Raw genomic sequence first — 14,706 nt, forward strand, 5'->3', positions numbered from 1 at the left:
GTAATGGTCTTGCACTTCGAATAAAGTCAATCGGTAGTAAATTTTGGATATTTAATCACCAGCGACCAATCACTAAAAAGCGAGCTAATCTTACTCAAGGTAAATTCCTGCTTGGTGACATTACCGCTCCACAAGCCATAAAAACCATTAAGCCAATTGCGAACCAAGGTAAGTTAGAAACGGTAGGGCGATTGTGTCGTAATTTAAATGAGATCATGACCTTTGCTGTGAATACTGGTGTTATCGAACATAATAGACTTGCTGGTATTGGGAAAGCGTTTGAAACTGCAAAAGTTACTAACCAGACATCGCTAGATCCTAAAGATCTACCAGAACTGTTAAAAACGATTAATTAGGTATCTATTAAGCCTATCACACGCTGTTTGTTAGAATGGCAACTTCATACAATGACAAGACCTACCGAGACTGCTGGTGCTCGCTGGGATGAAATAGACAAAGAAAAAATGCTTTGGGTTATCCCAGCTGAACGAATGAAGAAGGGAAGGGTACATACCGTCCCATTAACAAAGCAAACCTTAGACTTATTAGAAACGATTGATTTTATCACTGGCGAGAGTGAATACCTTTTCCCTGCTGGTAAAAGCAATAAAAATCATATAAATAAAGAAACAGCTAATAAAGCATTGGTGCGAATGGGATTTAAGGGAAGACAAACTTCTCATGGCCTTCGAGCATTAGCTAGTACTACCTTAAATGAACAAAACTTCGATGCGGATATTATTGAAGCGGCACTCTCTCATGTTGATAGAGATAAGGTTCGAAGTGCTTATTATCGCACAGACTACCTTGAACGACGTAAGATTCTAATGATGTGGTGGAGTGACCATATTGAAGAGGCGGCTACTGGTAGCTGATCTATAAACACCAGCTTCCAAATGTGACGATTAATGTCATCTCGCTCAAAGCCCATTTCTACAGGGTGCAATCCTTCTCGTCGATGGTAATAGCTGGTGTTTCGAAAGTTCACTGAAAGTCGATTGATGTCAGTACGAAGAGAAAAGCTATCGAGTACCACCTCAAGATGACGATGCAAATTTTTAGGTAATGCTAGCTCTTTACCATGAACAACTACTTCTCTTTTCATTAGATAAGTCCTCGTTCAGCAAAAGAGACGCAAGGTGAGCCAACCACCACATTGTCAAGCACTCGAATATCTAGCAGTTCAGCTGCTTTCTCAAAGACTTGTAAGGCCGTCATAGGTGAAGTGGTAACGTAATCAGTAGGGTGCATAATAGGTTTCCTTGAAAGATATATGTGTATATTCAAGGTGGTGATATGTGCTTGAGAATTTGCTGAAATTTGAATGCGCGAATTGGGATTCTTGATAACCTAGAATAAATTGAGAGTGCTCCAGGTGGTATATTTAAGAGTTAGTATATAAAAATCAGATAACGCTCTATTGTGAGGGGACAAATGTCCTCTTCATTCTAGATGATCCTGTTTTATGATTCTGGCACTGATAATAATAAAGGATAAAAAACATGGACCTATTTTCTCTATTAGATATAAATAATACGCTAGTCAATATTCCAATTGGTGGTGGGTATGCCATGAGTTGGGTAGAGGGCTTTGGTACTATTTTTGGTTTATTGTGTATTTGGTTTGCAAGCCAAGAAAAAACCATCAATTACGTTTTTGGTTTACTGAACGTTACATTATTTGCAGTCATTTTCTTTCAAATACAACTTTATGGCCTGTTATTACTTCAGCTCTTCTTTTTCTGTGCCAACATCTATGGCTGGTATGCATGGACAAAACCTAACTCTAGTGGAGAAACACTTGAAGTTCGTTGGTTAAGTGAATCCAAACTTCTTGCTATATCAGGGGTGAGTATTGTAGCTATTGCTTTACTTACTATCTACATCGATCCATTTTTCTTTGGTTTAGCAACAATTGCTGTTGATGGGATGAATCTATTTGGTGCTGAGCTAGCTAAACCAGTATTAGCGCCTGATGCGTTTCCATTCTGGGATTCTACGATGACTATTTTATCTATCGTTGCACAGGTATTAATGACTCGTAAATACGTTGAAAACTGGATGCTCTGGATAGTCATTAACATTATTAGTATTGGTATTTATGCAACTCAAGGTGTTTTTGCTATGTCTGTTCAATACTCAATTCTTATGTTTATTGCCGCTAATGGTGCTCGTGAATGGGCTCGTACAGCAAAAGAAAATAGTAATGATAAACAAGTAGAAAAGGCAATAGCATGAGTAAACAACCACATATTTGTGTTAATGAAAATCAAGTAGCGCCTTATGTCATTGTGTGTGGGGAGCCAGATCGAGTAAATCGTATTATTGAATTGATGGATAACGTTGAGTTACTTGCTGAAAATCGAGAATATCGAGTGTTTAATGGTGAGTATAAAGGCACAACGATAACGATTTGTAGTACAGGGATTGGCGCACCATCAATGATCATTGCAATTGAAGAGCTGAAACTATGCGGCGCCACACACGTTATACGAGTGGGCTCTGCTGGTGCGATGCAAGATCATATTCAATTAGGGGAATTGATTGTTGCTGAAGGTGCAGTGCGTGATGAAGGCGGCTCTAAAGCATATATTAGTTCTGCTTATCCAGCCTATGCGAGTTTTACTCTATTAAAAGAAATAAACCATTTTTTAGAGAGTCAACCCGTAAAGCATTACTTTGGGGTAGTTCGGTCACACGATAGCTTTTATACCGATGAAGAAGAGCAACTCTGCCAGTATTGGAATAAGAAAGGCATTTTAGGTGCAGATATGGAAACGTCAGCACTATTCACTGTAGGGAGACTTCGTGGATTACAGGTTGCTTCTATTCTTAATAATGTCGTTCTTTACCAACAAGACGTGAAAGAGGGCGTTAATCAATATGTTAATGATAATGCAGCAATGATGAATGGCGAAAGATTAGCGGCCATTACCGCATTAGAAGCGCTATGTAAGCAAGGAGCATAAAGTAAGTAACATTGTGCTTTAGTGAATTAAAGCGATCTAAAGCACAACTTATGGGCAAAAGGCTAGAAAGAGTTGTGTTTAGAGTTGGATCTAATTATCGTTGCAGCCATTGTTTCTAGATGAGTTCATTATGAAAATCAGTCCTTATTCTTCTGGTCGCTTTTACTCATTCTTAGCCAGTAAAAGTAATAAATTTAAAGAGCTGCTTTATCAATGCCAAGTAAGTACAGGTTATGTTGATATAGGTACAGAAATACTTCGTCAAGGTGAGGCGCTAGATTACATTTATATTGTTCCTGGTGGTCGTGTGTCTATGAGTATTTTGGCTCTTAATGGGCGACGATTTCAGCTTGGTGAGGCTAACTGTGATTATCATATCTTTGGGGAAATGGAATTTTTCACTCAAACGCCTTGTCAGTGGACAGTCGCAGCTGATGAGTATTTGCAAGTAGATACGATTTGCTTAAAAGCGTTAACTAAAGCCTTGTATAAACAGCCAGAGATGATGTTCTTTTTTGCGGCAGCGCTAGCAGAAGATTACCAAGACTCTATGGATATTTATACCAACCGTTTGTTACATCCTATTGCGTATAATATTGGATATGACCTATTAATGCAGAAAAGTGGTATAACTGCGGCATTAGGGAGTTTTGATAAAGTACTTCAAGAAGCCGAGCGATTTGGAACGTCTGAAAGAGTATATCGAAGAGCAGTTAAAAGTCTGGTAGATAAAAATCTCATTGAAAAAAGTGATCAAGGTTTAATCATTATTAATGAAGATGAATTGAGATCTTTTTTAGAAGGCCATGAATAGAACATAAAGCTCGCATCGAAAGGTGCGGGCTTTTTTGTTTTTGGCTTGTCCTGAAATGTGTTTACACCTTGATTATAATAAATTCTTTTTAGATAAACTTATTACCGACTTCATTATTAATATCTATTTGTGTCGAAATGTGCGGTTAATTGATGAACTTCCGGTTCTTTTTTTAGTAATCCTTTGTCTTGTGTTGTTCCCATTCGGCGTAAGTAATAATGTACTAAAGCTTTGCGAGTTGTGATTTTTAACTCTTTATTTTCCATAGCATAATCGTCAGCAACGATACATTGTTGTTTTTCAGATAAGTAGGGATTAGGTGTAATCGTTAACTGAACTTGGTGATTCCAATCATCATCATATTCTCGTGTATTTAGTGATCTATCCATTAAGTCAGGTTCGTTTCTAAAACGGCTTAATACAAAGTCACGATAACTACTTCTATCTTCACAAAATGCTCTCACATGCCATCTAATACCATCATAGACCAAGCTATGAGGAGCAATTATACGCCCTCGAACTTCAGGTGTAGATAGAGACACGTAATCAATATCGATACGAAGATTAGCCCTTGCGGCAGCAATTAAACTTCGAACGATTTTTGGCGATATAGCCCTTTCAGGAACATTCAATACTGTCGATTGAGCTTCCCCCCAATTAAAGAATTCAAATGTTTCTTCTTGGTTATACTGTTGATGAAGCATCATAAGGTATTCATGAGCAGTACCTTGAGTAAACCGAGGCTTAAAGCTATCTGCTGGCCTGTAACCCTTAATTGTCCTATCTAGTATCAATTGATCTTGGCCTGTAAGACTAATGTATTTATTGATATCTCTAGAAGCCTGTTGGCGGCCTATATGAAAAGCGTCACATAGGTGATTTGTTGTCAGTCGACCTTCCCACTGGGCTATGATTTCAATTAATCGAAATCTTACTTGTTGGTCCCACTTAATATCTACTTGAATCATGTTCCTGCTCACAAATGCTACATGTTGATGTGTACAGTATATACATGTAGCCATAAAGTACATATATTTATTATGGATATTGAGAAGGGCGTATTAGATTCAGAAGCCATTTCTGTGAGAGCATAAATTATATGGCAGCTGCAACCTGATTTAGTTGCCACAAATTCAAACTGGTTGATTTTCAGTCAAGAAAAACAACAAAGATCGAGATAAATACGATGATGTATGCCGGATTAACCAAAGTTATCGCAATAAATTCCTATCAGAAAAACAAGATGTTTTCAGAGTATTACTTTGATTCTCCCACTCAGATCACTGGCGGTAACGGAGAAGGAAAAACATCATTATTAAGGCTTATTCCGTTCTTTTATGGAGCGACTGGCACGCAGATCGTCAGGAAATCGAATGTTAATAAACCCTTTGTAGAATGGTACTTACCACACAGCAACAGTTATATTGTTTTCGAGTACATTACTGCTCGTGGTCAAGTTGCTCATGTCATTTGTTATCGAAACCTCAGTACTAAAGGTGGCATTGTTTACCTTTTCGTTAAAGGTCAGTTTGAACAATCAGTGATCATTAAACAAGACAGCGAAGAAAAGCCATACGCTATTGCCTGTACAAAATTGGCCGCAGAACTGGCCGTTAACGGTTTGGATTATGAGTCCCGTATTACTAGTGTCAAAGAGTACCGCGAAATTATCCAAAACATTAATGCAGGAACTTTGAACAATCAGTTTCTAAGTTATTCTTTGTGCTCTGGCCGTCATGATGTTCGTCATATCGAAAAAATCACCGCCGCATTGATTCAGGGTGAATTCAACATGGCGGACACCAAGGCGCTTTTTCTTGATATTCTTGAACAAGGTAATAGCACACTAGAATTTGGTGTGGATGCGAACAGAATTGAACAATGGTGCGATGACTACAGCGGTCTAACAGCTTTCCTAGATAAAAAAGACGCATTCATTGAAGCTATTGCGAACAATCAGCAGATCGCGTACTTAACCACTCAGCTCGCCAATGCCTTAACAATCATTCGTGAAGCCTCTGAAAACCTTGATGAGTCCCGTAAGAAAACAGATCTAATGCGCGCAGACTTTCTTGAGAATAGCGATAGGAAGATTGGCGAAATTAATGAAAAAAAGCTCGATAAAGAGGTTCGACAGAATGCTCTTCAACGTTCTATTACAAGTATTGAGTCTGAGATCGACGTTCATCACAGCAAGCTTATAACATACGAAAATAATGGTTACCCAGAACTGTCGGTTAAGCTTAAGCAACTTCCAGAAATGGAAGATAAGGTGACACATCAAAGACAAAGTTACGCCGATCTTGAAATTAAGTTCAATGATGCGAAAGCAAAGTATGAGAAAGACAAACAAAGCCTTGTTAGTAAGTTCAATAAAGAAAAGTCTGACCTAATAGAGCAAAAACTTGATGCCGAAAAAGAATTCAAGGTTAAGAAAGATAAGATAGACGCTGTGTATCAGCCACAGTTAAAGGAACTGACCGAATATCATACAAGTTTCACTACTGACAAATCTTCGACTCTAATGAAGCGTAAGGCTGATCTAGCCACTCAAAAACAGCGACTAAAAAATCCTGATATTGATGAGCTTCTCATTGAACAGAGAGAACAATTGGAGTTAGAGAAGGACAGATTGCAAGAGGAAGTCGATACGTTAAAACACACGACACTTGTGAGCGAGAAGGAAGGAGCCAACTTACAAACTAAACGTGAAAAGCTACTCGAAAGCTTAGAGGACACTCGTCGTAACAAGCGCGATGCCGAAGCTAGATTCAAAGTAGTCAGTAACCGATTAGACCCAGATTCAGGAACCTTGTTCTCGTTCCTAGAAGCTAATCGACAGGGATGGCAAAGCTCTCCACTTGGTCGTGTTCTTACCGATGAGCTTTTGATGGACACGACACTCACACCATCAATGACTGAAAATTCAGGTTCTATGTATGACTTGTACATCGATACGAGCAGCCTAGCTGATTGTAGTGTCACCAACAAAGCTGATGTTGAAGAGCAGGCTCGATTGATGGATCTTATCGATGAGCTTGACGATACAGAGACCGATTTTAATAAGAAAATTTCAAAAAATAACTCTGCTGTTAAACAGTCAGGTCTAGAGTTGTCACGACTACGCAATGAGCTGCGCAACGCTGAAGGTGACCTAGCTCAAACTAAGGTTAACCTTAACAATAAGAAAATAGAGATTGCTCGTGCAAAAGAGGGCTTAATCGAAAAAATAAATATAAGCATCAAATCGATTGAGAAAGCCATATCCCAGATTGAGCGAGAAGTCTCATTGGCGCTTGAGAGTTTTAAAGAGGCAAAATTAGAGCTAAACAACGATAGGCTTACTCAAATTGGCAATATTGAATCATCACTTGCTCTCACGATCGGCGCTATAGATGAACTACTGGAAAAAAGTACTTTGACGTTAGGCGAGAACAAACAGCGTATCAAAACGGAGTATGAACAGCGGTTGAGCAAGCAAGGTATTAGCGGTGAAATCTATCAACGCTATAAAGAAGAAATTGAATTTCTTGATAATCAGATCAAAAACTTAAAAGCGAAGTCTCATAAGATCAAAGAATATGAGACATGGATTGCTGTTTATGAAGTGGATGACCCTAAGAGGCGTGACGATCGTAATACTAAGGCAAAAGAACTTGAAGCGGTGCATCAAGAAGTTAAATCTTTAGAAACAAAACTGATAGAGCTTAGAGTCGAAGCTAATCGAACCAAGAAAGAGTTTGATGAAAAACTATCTATCTTAAAGAACCACAAGCAGCGAGCTGACAGTGCAATCTCTCGCCTAACTAACTACGTGATGTTTGAGGGCGAAGAAGGGAGCCAAGAAGAGAACGACTATAACGGCGATTTAAATTCACTATTGAATGATGTGGAGAGCAAACTCCCGGAGTTAGAGAGACTTACTAAGCAACGTAAAAAAGATATACAACAAATGGAAACTATCACTCTCAACCTTGGTGACGGGGAACTGTATCGTTTCTGGAATGAAAGCAGCCGAAACACTATTACAGAAGATATTGTTGCTAGTGACTCTAAGCGAATAGATATTCTAGAAATAATCATGAATGACATTATTCCTCAAGTGACCCGTATAACAATTGAAAGCGCGGTCAACATGGGGCGTATGCTCGTTGACTTCAAGCATCGGCTACTTGGCTTCGATCGTGATATTAAGAAACTTGGTCGCAATATTTCCGAACAAGTAAAGGTCAATAACACGTTCTCGGTGGTTGGTTCTATTGACATTAACGTTGAAAGTACACTTTCTAAACTACAAGGTTGGGAAGATATTATTAACTTCTCTGAGATTTATGAAGAGTGGGATAAAACGGGATCTGCTGAGCTACCAACTAAAGAGTTTTACAGTGCTTTAGATACGCTGACTTACCATATTAGTGCCGAGAAAGTTAAGAAGCCTACTGAGCTGTTTGACATCAAATTTGAAGTTATCGAGAACAACCAGCGTAAAACCGCTAAAACAGATAAAGATATGCGTGACTTAGCCAGTAATGGCACGAACTTGCTTATTCAATCCATGTTGTATTTAGCGCTACTGACGCAACAACGTGGAGCAAGTCGACTATCAATAACTTACCCAACCGATGAGATTGGTAAACTGACGGCAGAAAACCAAGCCAAACTACTTAAGATGATGGGATCACACAACTTCAATGTTATTGCGGCTCAGCCCGATGGTAATAACCGTACAGCCAATTTATTTAAGTACCTGTACCACTTAACGCCTTACAAGAACATTTTCAACAAACCTAAAGTAAGTAAACTCGCGTTAGCCAAAGCCGCTGAAACTAGCACAGGAGTAGAAGCATGAAGCCAGTATCACAAGTCCTAGAGTCTCTACTTAGTGGTCGTTTTATCTGTCCAGCAACCGATCGTGAAGCTTATAAGACGCTTAAAGAGGATCGTACTCGCCGAGAAATCAATCAAGCGTTGACACTTATGAGCCGAGAGCTCCAGTGTACGAGCCGAACCAGTGCCTATTATGTCACCTATAAAAGTATCGACGATCACAATCGTCGTCAGGTGACCGCGCTGATGAACAATGTACACGGTATCATCCGACCAGTGGTTAAGTTCGTGGCGACAGTCAGTGAGGCTGCTCAAGTTGAAGCAGTGATGGTTGGTGGTGATGAGTTAAGTGTGCCTGTATTGAGTGCACAAATCCAATCGTCTCCTAGCTTGATGGATAAACTCGATAGTATTTACCGACTCCCGAAAGTGAGTCGAAAAAAAGTGCGTGACAGTGCAACTGATAAACTCAATGTGGTTGTCGAATTTCTGGTTAAAGAAGGGGTGGCTCATTTAGTCAATAAAGAGCGTCAGCTCTATGTGATGACAGGAAAGTTAGATTTTATTTACGAAGTGCTCGATTTCATCGATACCCATGAAAAGATTGTTGAGGCAGTTAACAAAGCAAACGAGAACCAAGAGGAGTTCGACTTTTGATGAGCTCTCAAAGCAATGGGAAACATGGTGGTGTCAACCACATGCTTAGCTTAATCAGCCAAGCAAAGGACACATTAACTTATGTTTTTGAAAATGGCACGATACGTGAAACTCATGAGAACGCCAACGACCTACGTAAGTTAAAAGAAGCCCGTGTTGTTATCGTGACAAGCCGCGGCTACCGTGTACATCCTAAGATGGAAGCACTGATGAACTATTTCCTTGAAACGGAAGCTAGTTCATTTCTTGGAACTCAACACGCTGAGCGCATTCCAGAAATTCAGAACCTTGCACAAGAATATCTGGAAGCTAAATTAAATGGCAAAAGAGAACAAGAGGCAGATAGGTTTAATAGCCTTGAAGGGGTAGTCTATGAAATTACAATGGATTTGCAAGAGTCTTGTCGTCGCCTAAGAAACCGTATCAGTTATGACTTTGGTTATGGTCATACGCTCGTCCAAAAGCAAAAAGAGAACCAAGTCGCTATAGAGCAAGCTGAAAAGCTTGTTAGTGGCATGAAAGCTTTTTCTTTTAAGTTGTTGAGTGAAACGGCTGGAGATAACTCAGAGCTCAACACCTTGTTTTGTACTGAAATGCACAGAGCTATTCGTAGTTGCCAACAAGAGCTCGGCTCTATCCTAATTCAACTTCGAGCTTTGATGCTGAAGTATCGTAACCGAGAGCGTGATAAAGACCTGATCAACGCCTTTGATCGGTTTATTGATCAAGAGCCACACTGGACACCAAGTGACGATTTGATTTTGCCCGATGAGATAGCAAAGCACGATGGCATACCGACGTTTTGGCTTTCAGAGCCGATTGAATTTGCGCACCATCCAAATCCTGATGATATGGACCAAGAGCCAGAATTGGCCGATATTGTTGAGAAAATCACGGCACAACCTGTCGAACAAGATGAACTTCCGGTTGTTGAAGAAGCTGAGCGCCGAGAATTGACACTTGATGTTGAAATACAAGAGCTGATTGAAGCGGACATTGATTCTCATTGCGATACCTTTTTTGCTGAAGCTTTTATAGGGAAGGGAAAAACCAGTATTTCAGCCTTGGAATATTACGAGCAAATCAATGGTGATTTACCAGAAGATCTTGACCAGCTCACTTGTGCTAAAGATGTGTGGTTATTTAGCGTGCTTAACTTCCATAGCTCAATGCTTCCCGAAGATAGCAAAGGCTTTATCGTCGAGCCTATTGGGTCTTATACCTATTTAGCAACAGGTAGCAATATAGGTTATGGCAACCTTCACTTAGAAGATGTGTCTATAGCGAGGAAACTGTGAGTAGAATTATTGATAATATAACCAGTAGTGATTTAAATCGTCTTAAACAGCTTTTCTCTCCAGCGAAGGTTAAAGACGGTACCAATGTAGTGCTGAGTGGCGTTTTTGAGATTTTTCACCGCGACTTTAGTGTTGGAATTACCAGTGGTGAAAAGTTACAGCTGACGCCTAGAGATATACGTCAAATTAGAAAAATAATTAAAGAACAATCAGGTTTTGATCTTTTAACTGACCCTATCCCGAATTCTCGAACGGATATGGCTCAGTTCTTTCCAAACGAGAAGCTAAGTTCAAGACCTGTCAAAGAGAAGATAATTAAAGTTTATGGGATTTTATCAACGAATATAAATGGCAGGAAATACGATTTAGAAGAGGGCATGAATATTGAAATCTCTCTAAGTTGTTTGAAAAGTATCGACCACAATCAAATCGTGATTGTTGAAAACTACGAAGCATTTTCAAAATTTAGATTGGTACAATCCGATATGGGTTCAAATCCTTTGATAGTTTATCGAGGAGATAAAGAAGGAGGGGTTATATCAAAAGAGATTGCACTCGCTTTTCCAGAGATAGAACTGGTTGCTTGGTTTGATACCGATCCTAAAGGTATTTCTTTAGCCTTCGCATCGGGGGCTGGTTATATACTCATTCCTGATTTATCAAAAGAAACACTTAAAGACCATGGACGCTCGAATCTATTTAATAATCAGTACCAAAACTGGGAGCAAGTATCAGCACTCATTCCGCCTAAGCTAAAGTTATTAATGTCTAGTGTAGAAAAAGGGATAACCCAAGAATCAATTATGGCAAACGGTATAAGCGTGAGGTTATACAAAATCTAGTAACGATATTGCTCTAAAGGTAAGTATCACGAATTAATTAAGCAGCAAAGATCTGTTATTTTTAAATGCCACAGTTAGTGTGGCATCTTTATCCCCATGCACTTTATTAACTCATCCAAAAAGGAAAAATAAATTATTAAAAAAAACTATTCATTTTAGATGAATAACATGTAATCCCTTTTCTTAATAAGTTATTTTTTTGTCTATTAGCTCGACCCGTTATAGTTTCAAACCATAATCTCCATGGTTCTGATGTAAGTAAACGCCGAGTTAGTGGTGATTGTTCTTGTGTATATTCATTTTTAAATATGGTAATAACTTCTTGGGTATCAAATATCCCGATAACTTTCATGTTTATGGATGGGATATCAAATTCAAAATTTTCTTTTTCAATCGCTAGCGGTGTTTCTTCTGCTTGCCAAAGATTAGTATTATCTCCACAAAACAGGGCGATATTTAATGCCCTTAAAGACCACAAGCTACTTGCTGGCCCACTGTAGTTATCGATTAACCTAGAATCATCACCAAATATTCCTTGAGTAGGTATTCCTGCTTGTAATGCTCCGTTGGAAATGAAATATTTCAAATTGGTGCTAAAGGCTCTCTTCGCTTCTCCAATTGATATCGCTGAACTTTGTAAATCTACAGCAGTTAATAAAGGAGCGGTTGCTGCTAACCTATAACAAACGCTTCTACCAAAAAATGGAAGCCCTTTGGCCGTAAAGAAATAGCGATAATTAGCCACTAAACCTGATAACGAACTTCGAATAAAATCAGCATCAAATTCTGGGTCTATTTTTGTAAACCAATACAAACTGTAATGAAACGCCCATGCATTATAGTAATCATAATTGCCTTTAGCGCCATCACGAAACCACCCATCACCAACATAAAACTCTTTGATTCGTTCATATTTTTTATATTGAATATGATTATCACCCGTAAGGTTTTTTAAAACGAGTTGTACTGTTAGAACAAATAAATGCCAATTGTTATCTACTGTTTTACAGTGATTAACTTGTTTAAACCAAGTCGTGATTTGTTCCTTTTCAGCATTAGAAAAATAGTTCCATACCCATTCTTTACTCATCCATAGAGCTAAAGCTAGATCTGCACTTTCACACGTTTTCTGATCGTAATCATGAAGCTGTCCCCAGAATCCTTTGTGATGTGGGTTTGTCCCTGCAAGAAAAGCGTGGCGAAGAACGTCTGGTACATTTATTGGTTTTTTATTAAGCCCTATAATATTAGTATTTTCTTTACCATTTGCGTGTAGCCATGCAGCAAGCGTTGGTAATGTTCTACTTGTACCTTCTATTGCATCAATTTTTGCAGTTTGTTGGCTAGGTCTTCCTGGATAGTAGGCATGACTGAAATCCCACACAGAATAATGTATGAATGATTCTGATATATAACTTACTATGGCATTACATTGCGTCTTTAAATCAGTGGTGTCGTTTGAAAATAGATCTTTTATATAATTATCGTGTTTCGTATATTTTGATTTCTTATTTTTATATCTAATAATATTTTCTTTAATTGAGTTAGCGTAAGTTATTATGGTTGGATGTTCATAAGCGATAAATGGTCGTTCTGTTTCTTGTATTTGTTTAGGCTCAAATGAAAACGGTTTTCTTTGGGGAGTAGGGGACATGATTTGTACAGCCTTTTTATTGTTCTAGTTATTTACTCTATGAATTAAAAAGCCATTCAATCAATGAACGGCTTTTCATAAATAATTAAAGCTCCGAGACAGATTTTACAAGAGCTGCTAATTTGTCCCATTCATTATTATCTATTAACTCATTTGGTATCATCCAACTACCACCACAAGCAACAACACTAGGAATGGATAAATAGTTATTAATATTATTAAGATTAATCCCTCCTGTTGGCATAAACTGAACAGGGTATACAGCGGATAATGCTTTTAGCATTTCCACACCACCTGATGGCTCAGCAGGAAAGAATTTAACGGTGTGTAAACCTAATTGTATTGCTTTCTCTACTAGATAAGGAGAGTTTACACCTGCAATTATTTCGATATTACGCTCTTGACTGTATTTCACTATTTCAGGGTTAATGCTAGGGCTAACTAGAAAATCGACGCCAGATTCAATCGCTAAATCAACGTGCTCTTTACGAATAACAGTACCAGCTCCGATTAGCATATCAGGATAAGCTTCACGCATATTCTTAATCGCTTGTGCAGCGTCTTCTGTTCTAAAAGTAATTTCTGCACAAGGTAAATCATTTTCGACAAGAACTTTTGCAATCATTGCTGCTTTAGATGCATCTTTGATTGTAACAACAGGAACCACTTTAATTTTTGCTAGTTTTTCGTTTAAATTCATTTTGAACCTCAGATTGGCATAACAGATTTAGGGATAATGGCCCCGTGGTATTGAATAACTGTGCTTGCAAGTTTATGACCAGCAACCGCCGATTCAGAGCCGCTACAGCCTAATACTCGCTTAGATAGGTAACCTGCACTAAAGGAGTCCCCAGCAGCTGTAGTATCAATGACATTGGTTACTTTTACTGATGGAATAAAAGAGGTGTTATCAGAAGAGTAAACAATACAATCATCCTTACCACGTTTGATAATGATCTCAGACACACCTAAATCGATTGTACGATGCATTGCTTGGTCTGCGGTATCATCTCCCCATAATAACTGCTCATCATCAAAAGTTAAGAAGGCGATATCAGTTAAAGATAACATTTTTGTATAAGCAGACTGGGCTTCTGATTGGTTATTCCAAAGAGTAGGGCGGTAGTTATTATCAAAGGCAATTTTTATACCTTTAGATTTACAATTTTCAAGGATAGAAAAGAGTGTATCTCTACATTCAGAAGTAAGGATTGCAAGACTAATTCCACTTAAATAAACAAGTTGGTGGGTTAATAAATCTGCTGTGATTTGAGAGGCGTTTTCACAAGTGATCCAATATTTTGCAGCGGAATCATTACGCCAGTAATTAAAGGTTCGTTCTCCTTCACTATCTGTTTTGATTGAGTAAATACCGTTATTTTTATCGGTAGAAGTTCTTACCATATCTGTGCAGATGTCTTCTTTCTTCCAATTATCTACCATTCTTTTTGTAAAATTATCTTTACCAACACAAGTGAGGTAGGAGACAGTCGTATTATGTGTTTCTAGTGCACGAGAAAGGTAGATTGCTGTATTGAGAGTATCACCACCAAAACCTTGAGTTACAACACCATTGATTTCTTTTAACTCAACCATGCATTCACCAATAATGGCTATGTTTGTAATATCCATAAAATTCCTATTTA

Annotated in this window: 13 protein-coding genes and 1 pseudogene; 8 read left to right on the forward strand and 6 right to left on the reverse strand. The window is 38.5% G+C overall.

Translation table 11 applies throughout. From position 1 onward, the window contains the following. Positions 1–875: pseudogene (locus tag A6E03_RS19900) on the forward strand (tyrosine-type recombinase/integrase); the annotation flags it as partial. Here the strand turns inward: A6E03_RS19900 and A6E03_RS19905 are convergent. Beyond that, positions 803–1,105 carry a DUF2787 family protein gene (locus A6E03_RS19905; protein WP_083190346.1) on the reverse strand — a complete coding sequence of 101 codons (303 nt, stop codon included), beginning with the start codon at positions 1,103–1,105 and terminating at the stop codon, positions 803–805. The pseudogene A6E03_RS19900 and the gene A6E03_RS19905 sit on opposite strands and share 73 nt — an antisense overlap. After that, complete coding sequence (locus A6E03_RS20290; protein ID WP_176703501.1) at positions 1,105–1,251, reverse strand: JAB domain-containing protein; 147 nt, start codon at positions 1,249–1,251, stop codon at positions 1,105–1,107. Before A6E03_RS20290 ends, A6E03_RS19905 begins: the two co-directional genes overlap by 1 nt. A 251-nt stretch (positions 1,252–1,502) precedes the next feature. Here A6E03_RS20290 and pnuC point away from each other — a divergent pair, with 251 nt between their 5' ends. The 3 genes from pnuC (at position 1,503) to A6E03_RS17075 (ending at position 3,782) form a co-directional block, all read left to right on the forward strand. Further along, positions 1,503–2,237 carry a nicotinamide riboside transporter PnuC gene (gene pnuC / locus A6E03_RS17065; RefSeq protein ID WP_065601374.1) on the forward strand — a complete coding sequence of 245 codons (735 nt, stop codon included), beginning with the start codon at positions 1,503–1,505 and terminating at the stop codon, positions 2,235–2,237. After that, positions 2,234–2,968, forward strand: coding sequence for a nucleoside phosphorylase (locus tag A6E03_RS17070; RefSeq protein WP_065601375.1), 735 nt, complete (start codon positions 2,234–2,236; stop codon positions 2,966–2,968). Before pnuC ends, A6E03_RS17070 begins: the two co-directional genes overlap by 4 nt. 130 nt (positions 2,969–3,098) lie before the next feature. After that, positions 3,099–3,782: a Crp/Fnr family transcriptional regulator gene (locus A6E03_RS17075; RefSeq protein ID WP_065591042.1), complete on the forward strand. Its 684-nt coding sequence runs from the start codon at positions 3,099–3,101 to the stop codon at positions 3,780–3,782. Between the two features lie 116 nt (positions 3,783–3,898). Here A6E03_RS17075 and A6E03_RS17080 read toward each other — a convergent pair whose 3' ends face one another. Then, complete coding sequence (locus tag A6E03_RS17080) at positions 3,899–4,750, reverse strand: WYL domain-containing protein (protein ID WP_065591043.1); 852 nt, start codon at positions 4,748–4,750, stop codon at positions 3,899–3,901. Between the two features lie 218 nt (positions 4,751–4,968). Between A6E03_RS17080 and A6E03_RS17085 the strand changes: the two genes are divergently transcribed. The 4 genes from A6E03_RS17085 to A6E03_RS17100 are packed head-to-tail and all read left to right on the forward strand — an operon-like array spanning position 4,969 to position 11,406. Beyond that, positions 4,969–8,631 (forward strand): ATP-binding protein, encoded by a 3,663-nt coding sequence (locus A6E03_RS17085; RefSeq protein ID WP_065601376.1) that lies wholly within the window; start codon positions 4,969–4,971, stop codon positions 8,629–8,631. Continuing rightward, positions 8,628–9,266 carry a hypothetical protein gene (locus tag A6E03_RS17090; RefSeq protein ID WP_065601377.1) on the forward strand — a complete coding sequence of 213 codons (639 nt, stop codon included), beginning with the start codon at positions 8,628–8,630 and terminating at the stop codon, positions 9,264–9,266. The genes A6E03_RS17085 and A6E03_RS17090 overlap by 4 nt, the downstream gene beginning before the upstream one ends. After that, a complete protein-coding gene (locus A6E03_RS17095; RefSeq protein WP_065601378.1) occupies positions 9,266–10,564 on the forward strand; it encodes a hypothetical protein in 1,299 nt (432 codons plus the stop codon). Before A6E03_RS17090 ends, A6E03_RS17095 begins: the two co-directional genes overlap by 1 nt. After that, positions 10,561–11,406 carry a hypothetical protein gene (locus tag A6E03_RS17100; RefSeq protein WP_065601379.1) on the forward strand — a complete coding sequence of 282 codons (846 nt, stop codon included), beginning with the start codon at positions 10,561–10,563 and terminating at the stop codon, positions 11,404–11,406. The genes A6E03_RS17095 and A6E03_RS17100 overlap by 4 nt, the downstream gene beginning before the upstream one ends. A gap of 136 nt (positions 11,407–11,542) precedes the next feature. Here A6E03_RS17100 and A6E03_RS17105 read toward each other — a convergent pair whose 3' ends face one another. The 3 genes from A6E03_RS17105 to A6E03_RS17115 all read right to left on the reverse strand — a co-directional run bounded on the left by A6E03_RS17105 (position 11,543) and on the right by A6E03_RS17115 (position 14,692). Beyond that, the gene (locus A6E03_RS17105) at positions 11,543–13,060 is read right to left on the reverse strand and encodes a DUF2264 domain-containing protein (protein WP_065591048.1); all 1,518 of its coding nucleotides are present in this window, start codon (positions 13,058–13,060) and stop codon (positions 11,543–11,545) included. An 85-nt stretch (positions 13,061–13,145) separates the two neighbouring features. Next, positions 13,146–13,760 (reverse strand): bifunctional 4-hydroxy-2-oxoglutarate aldolase/2-dehydro-3-deoxy-phosphogluconate aldolase, encoded by a 615-nt coding sequence (gene eda / locus A6E03_RS17110; RefSeq protein ID WP_065591049.1) that lies wholly within the window; start codon positions 13,758–13,760, stop codon positions 13,146–13,148. A gap of 8 nt (positions 13,761–13,768) precedes the next feature. Then, on the reverse strand, positions 13,769–14,692 hold the full coding sequence (locus tag A6E03_RS17115; RefSeq protein ID WP_065591050.1) for a sugar kinase: 924 nt from the start codon (positions 14,690–14,692) through the stop codon (positions 13,769–13,771). Positions 14,693–14,706: the final 14 nt, after the last annotated feature.

The organism is Aliivibrio sp. 1S128, from assembly GCF_001691065.1.
Lineage (GTDB): Bacteria > Pseudomonadota > Gammaproteobacteria > Enterobacterales > Vibrionaceae > Aliivibrio.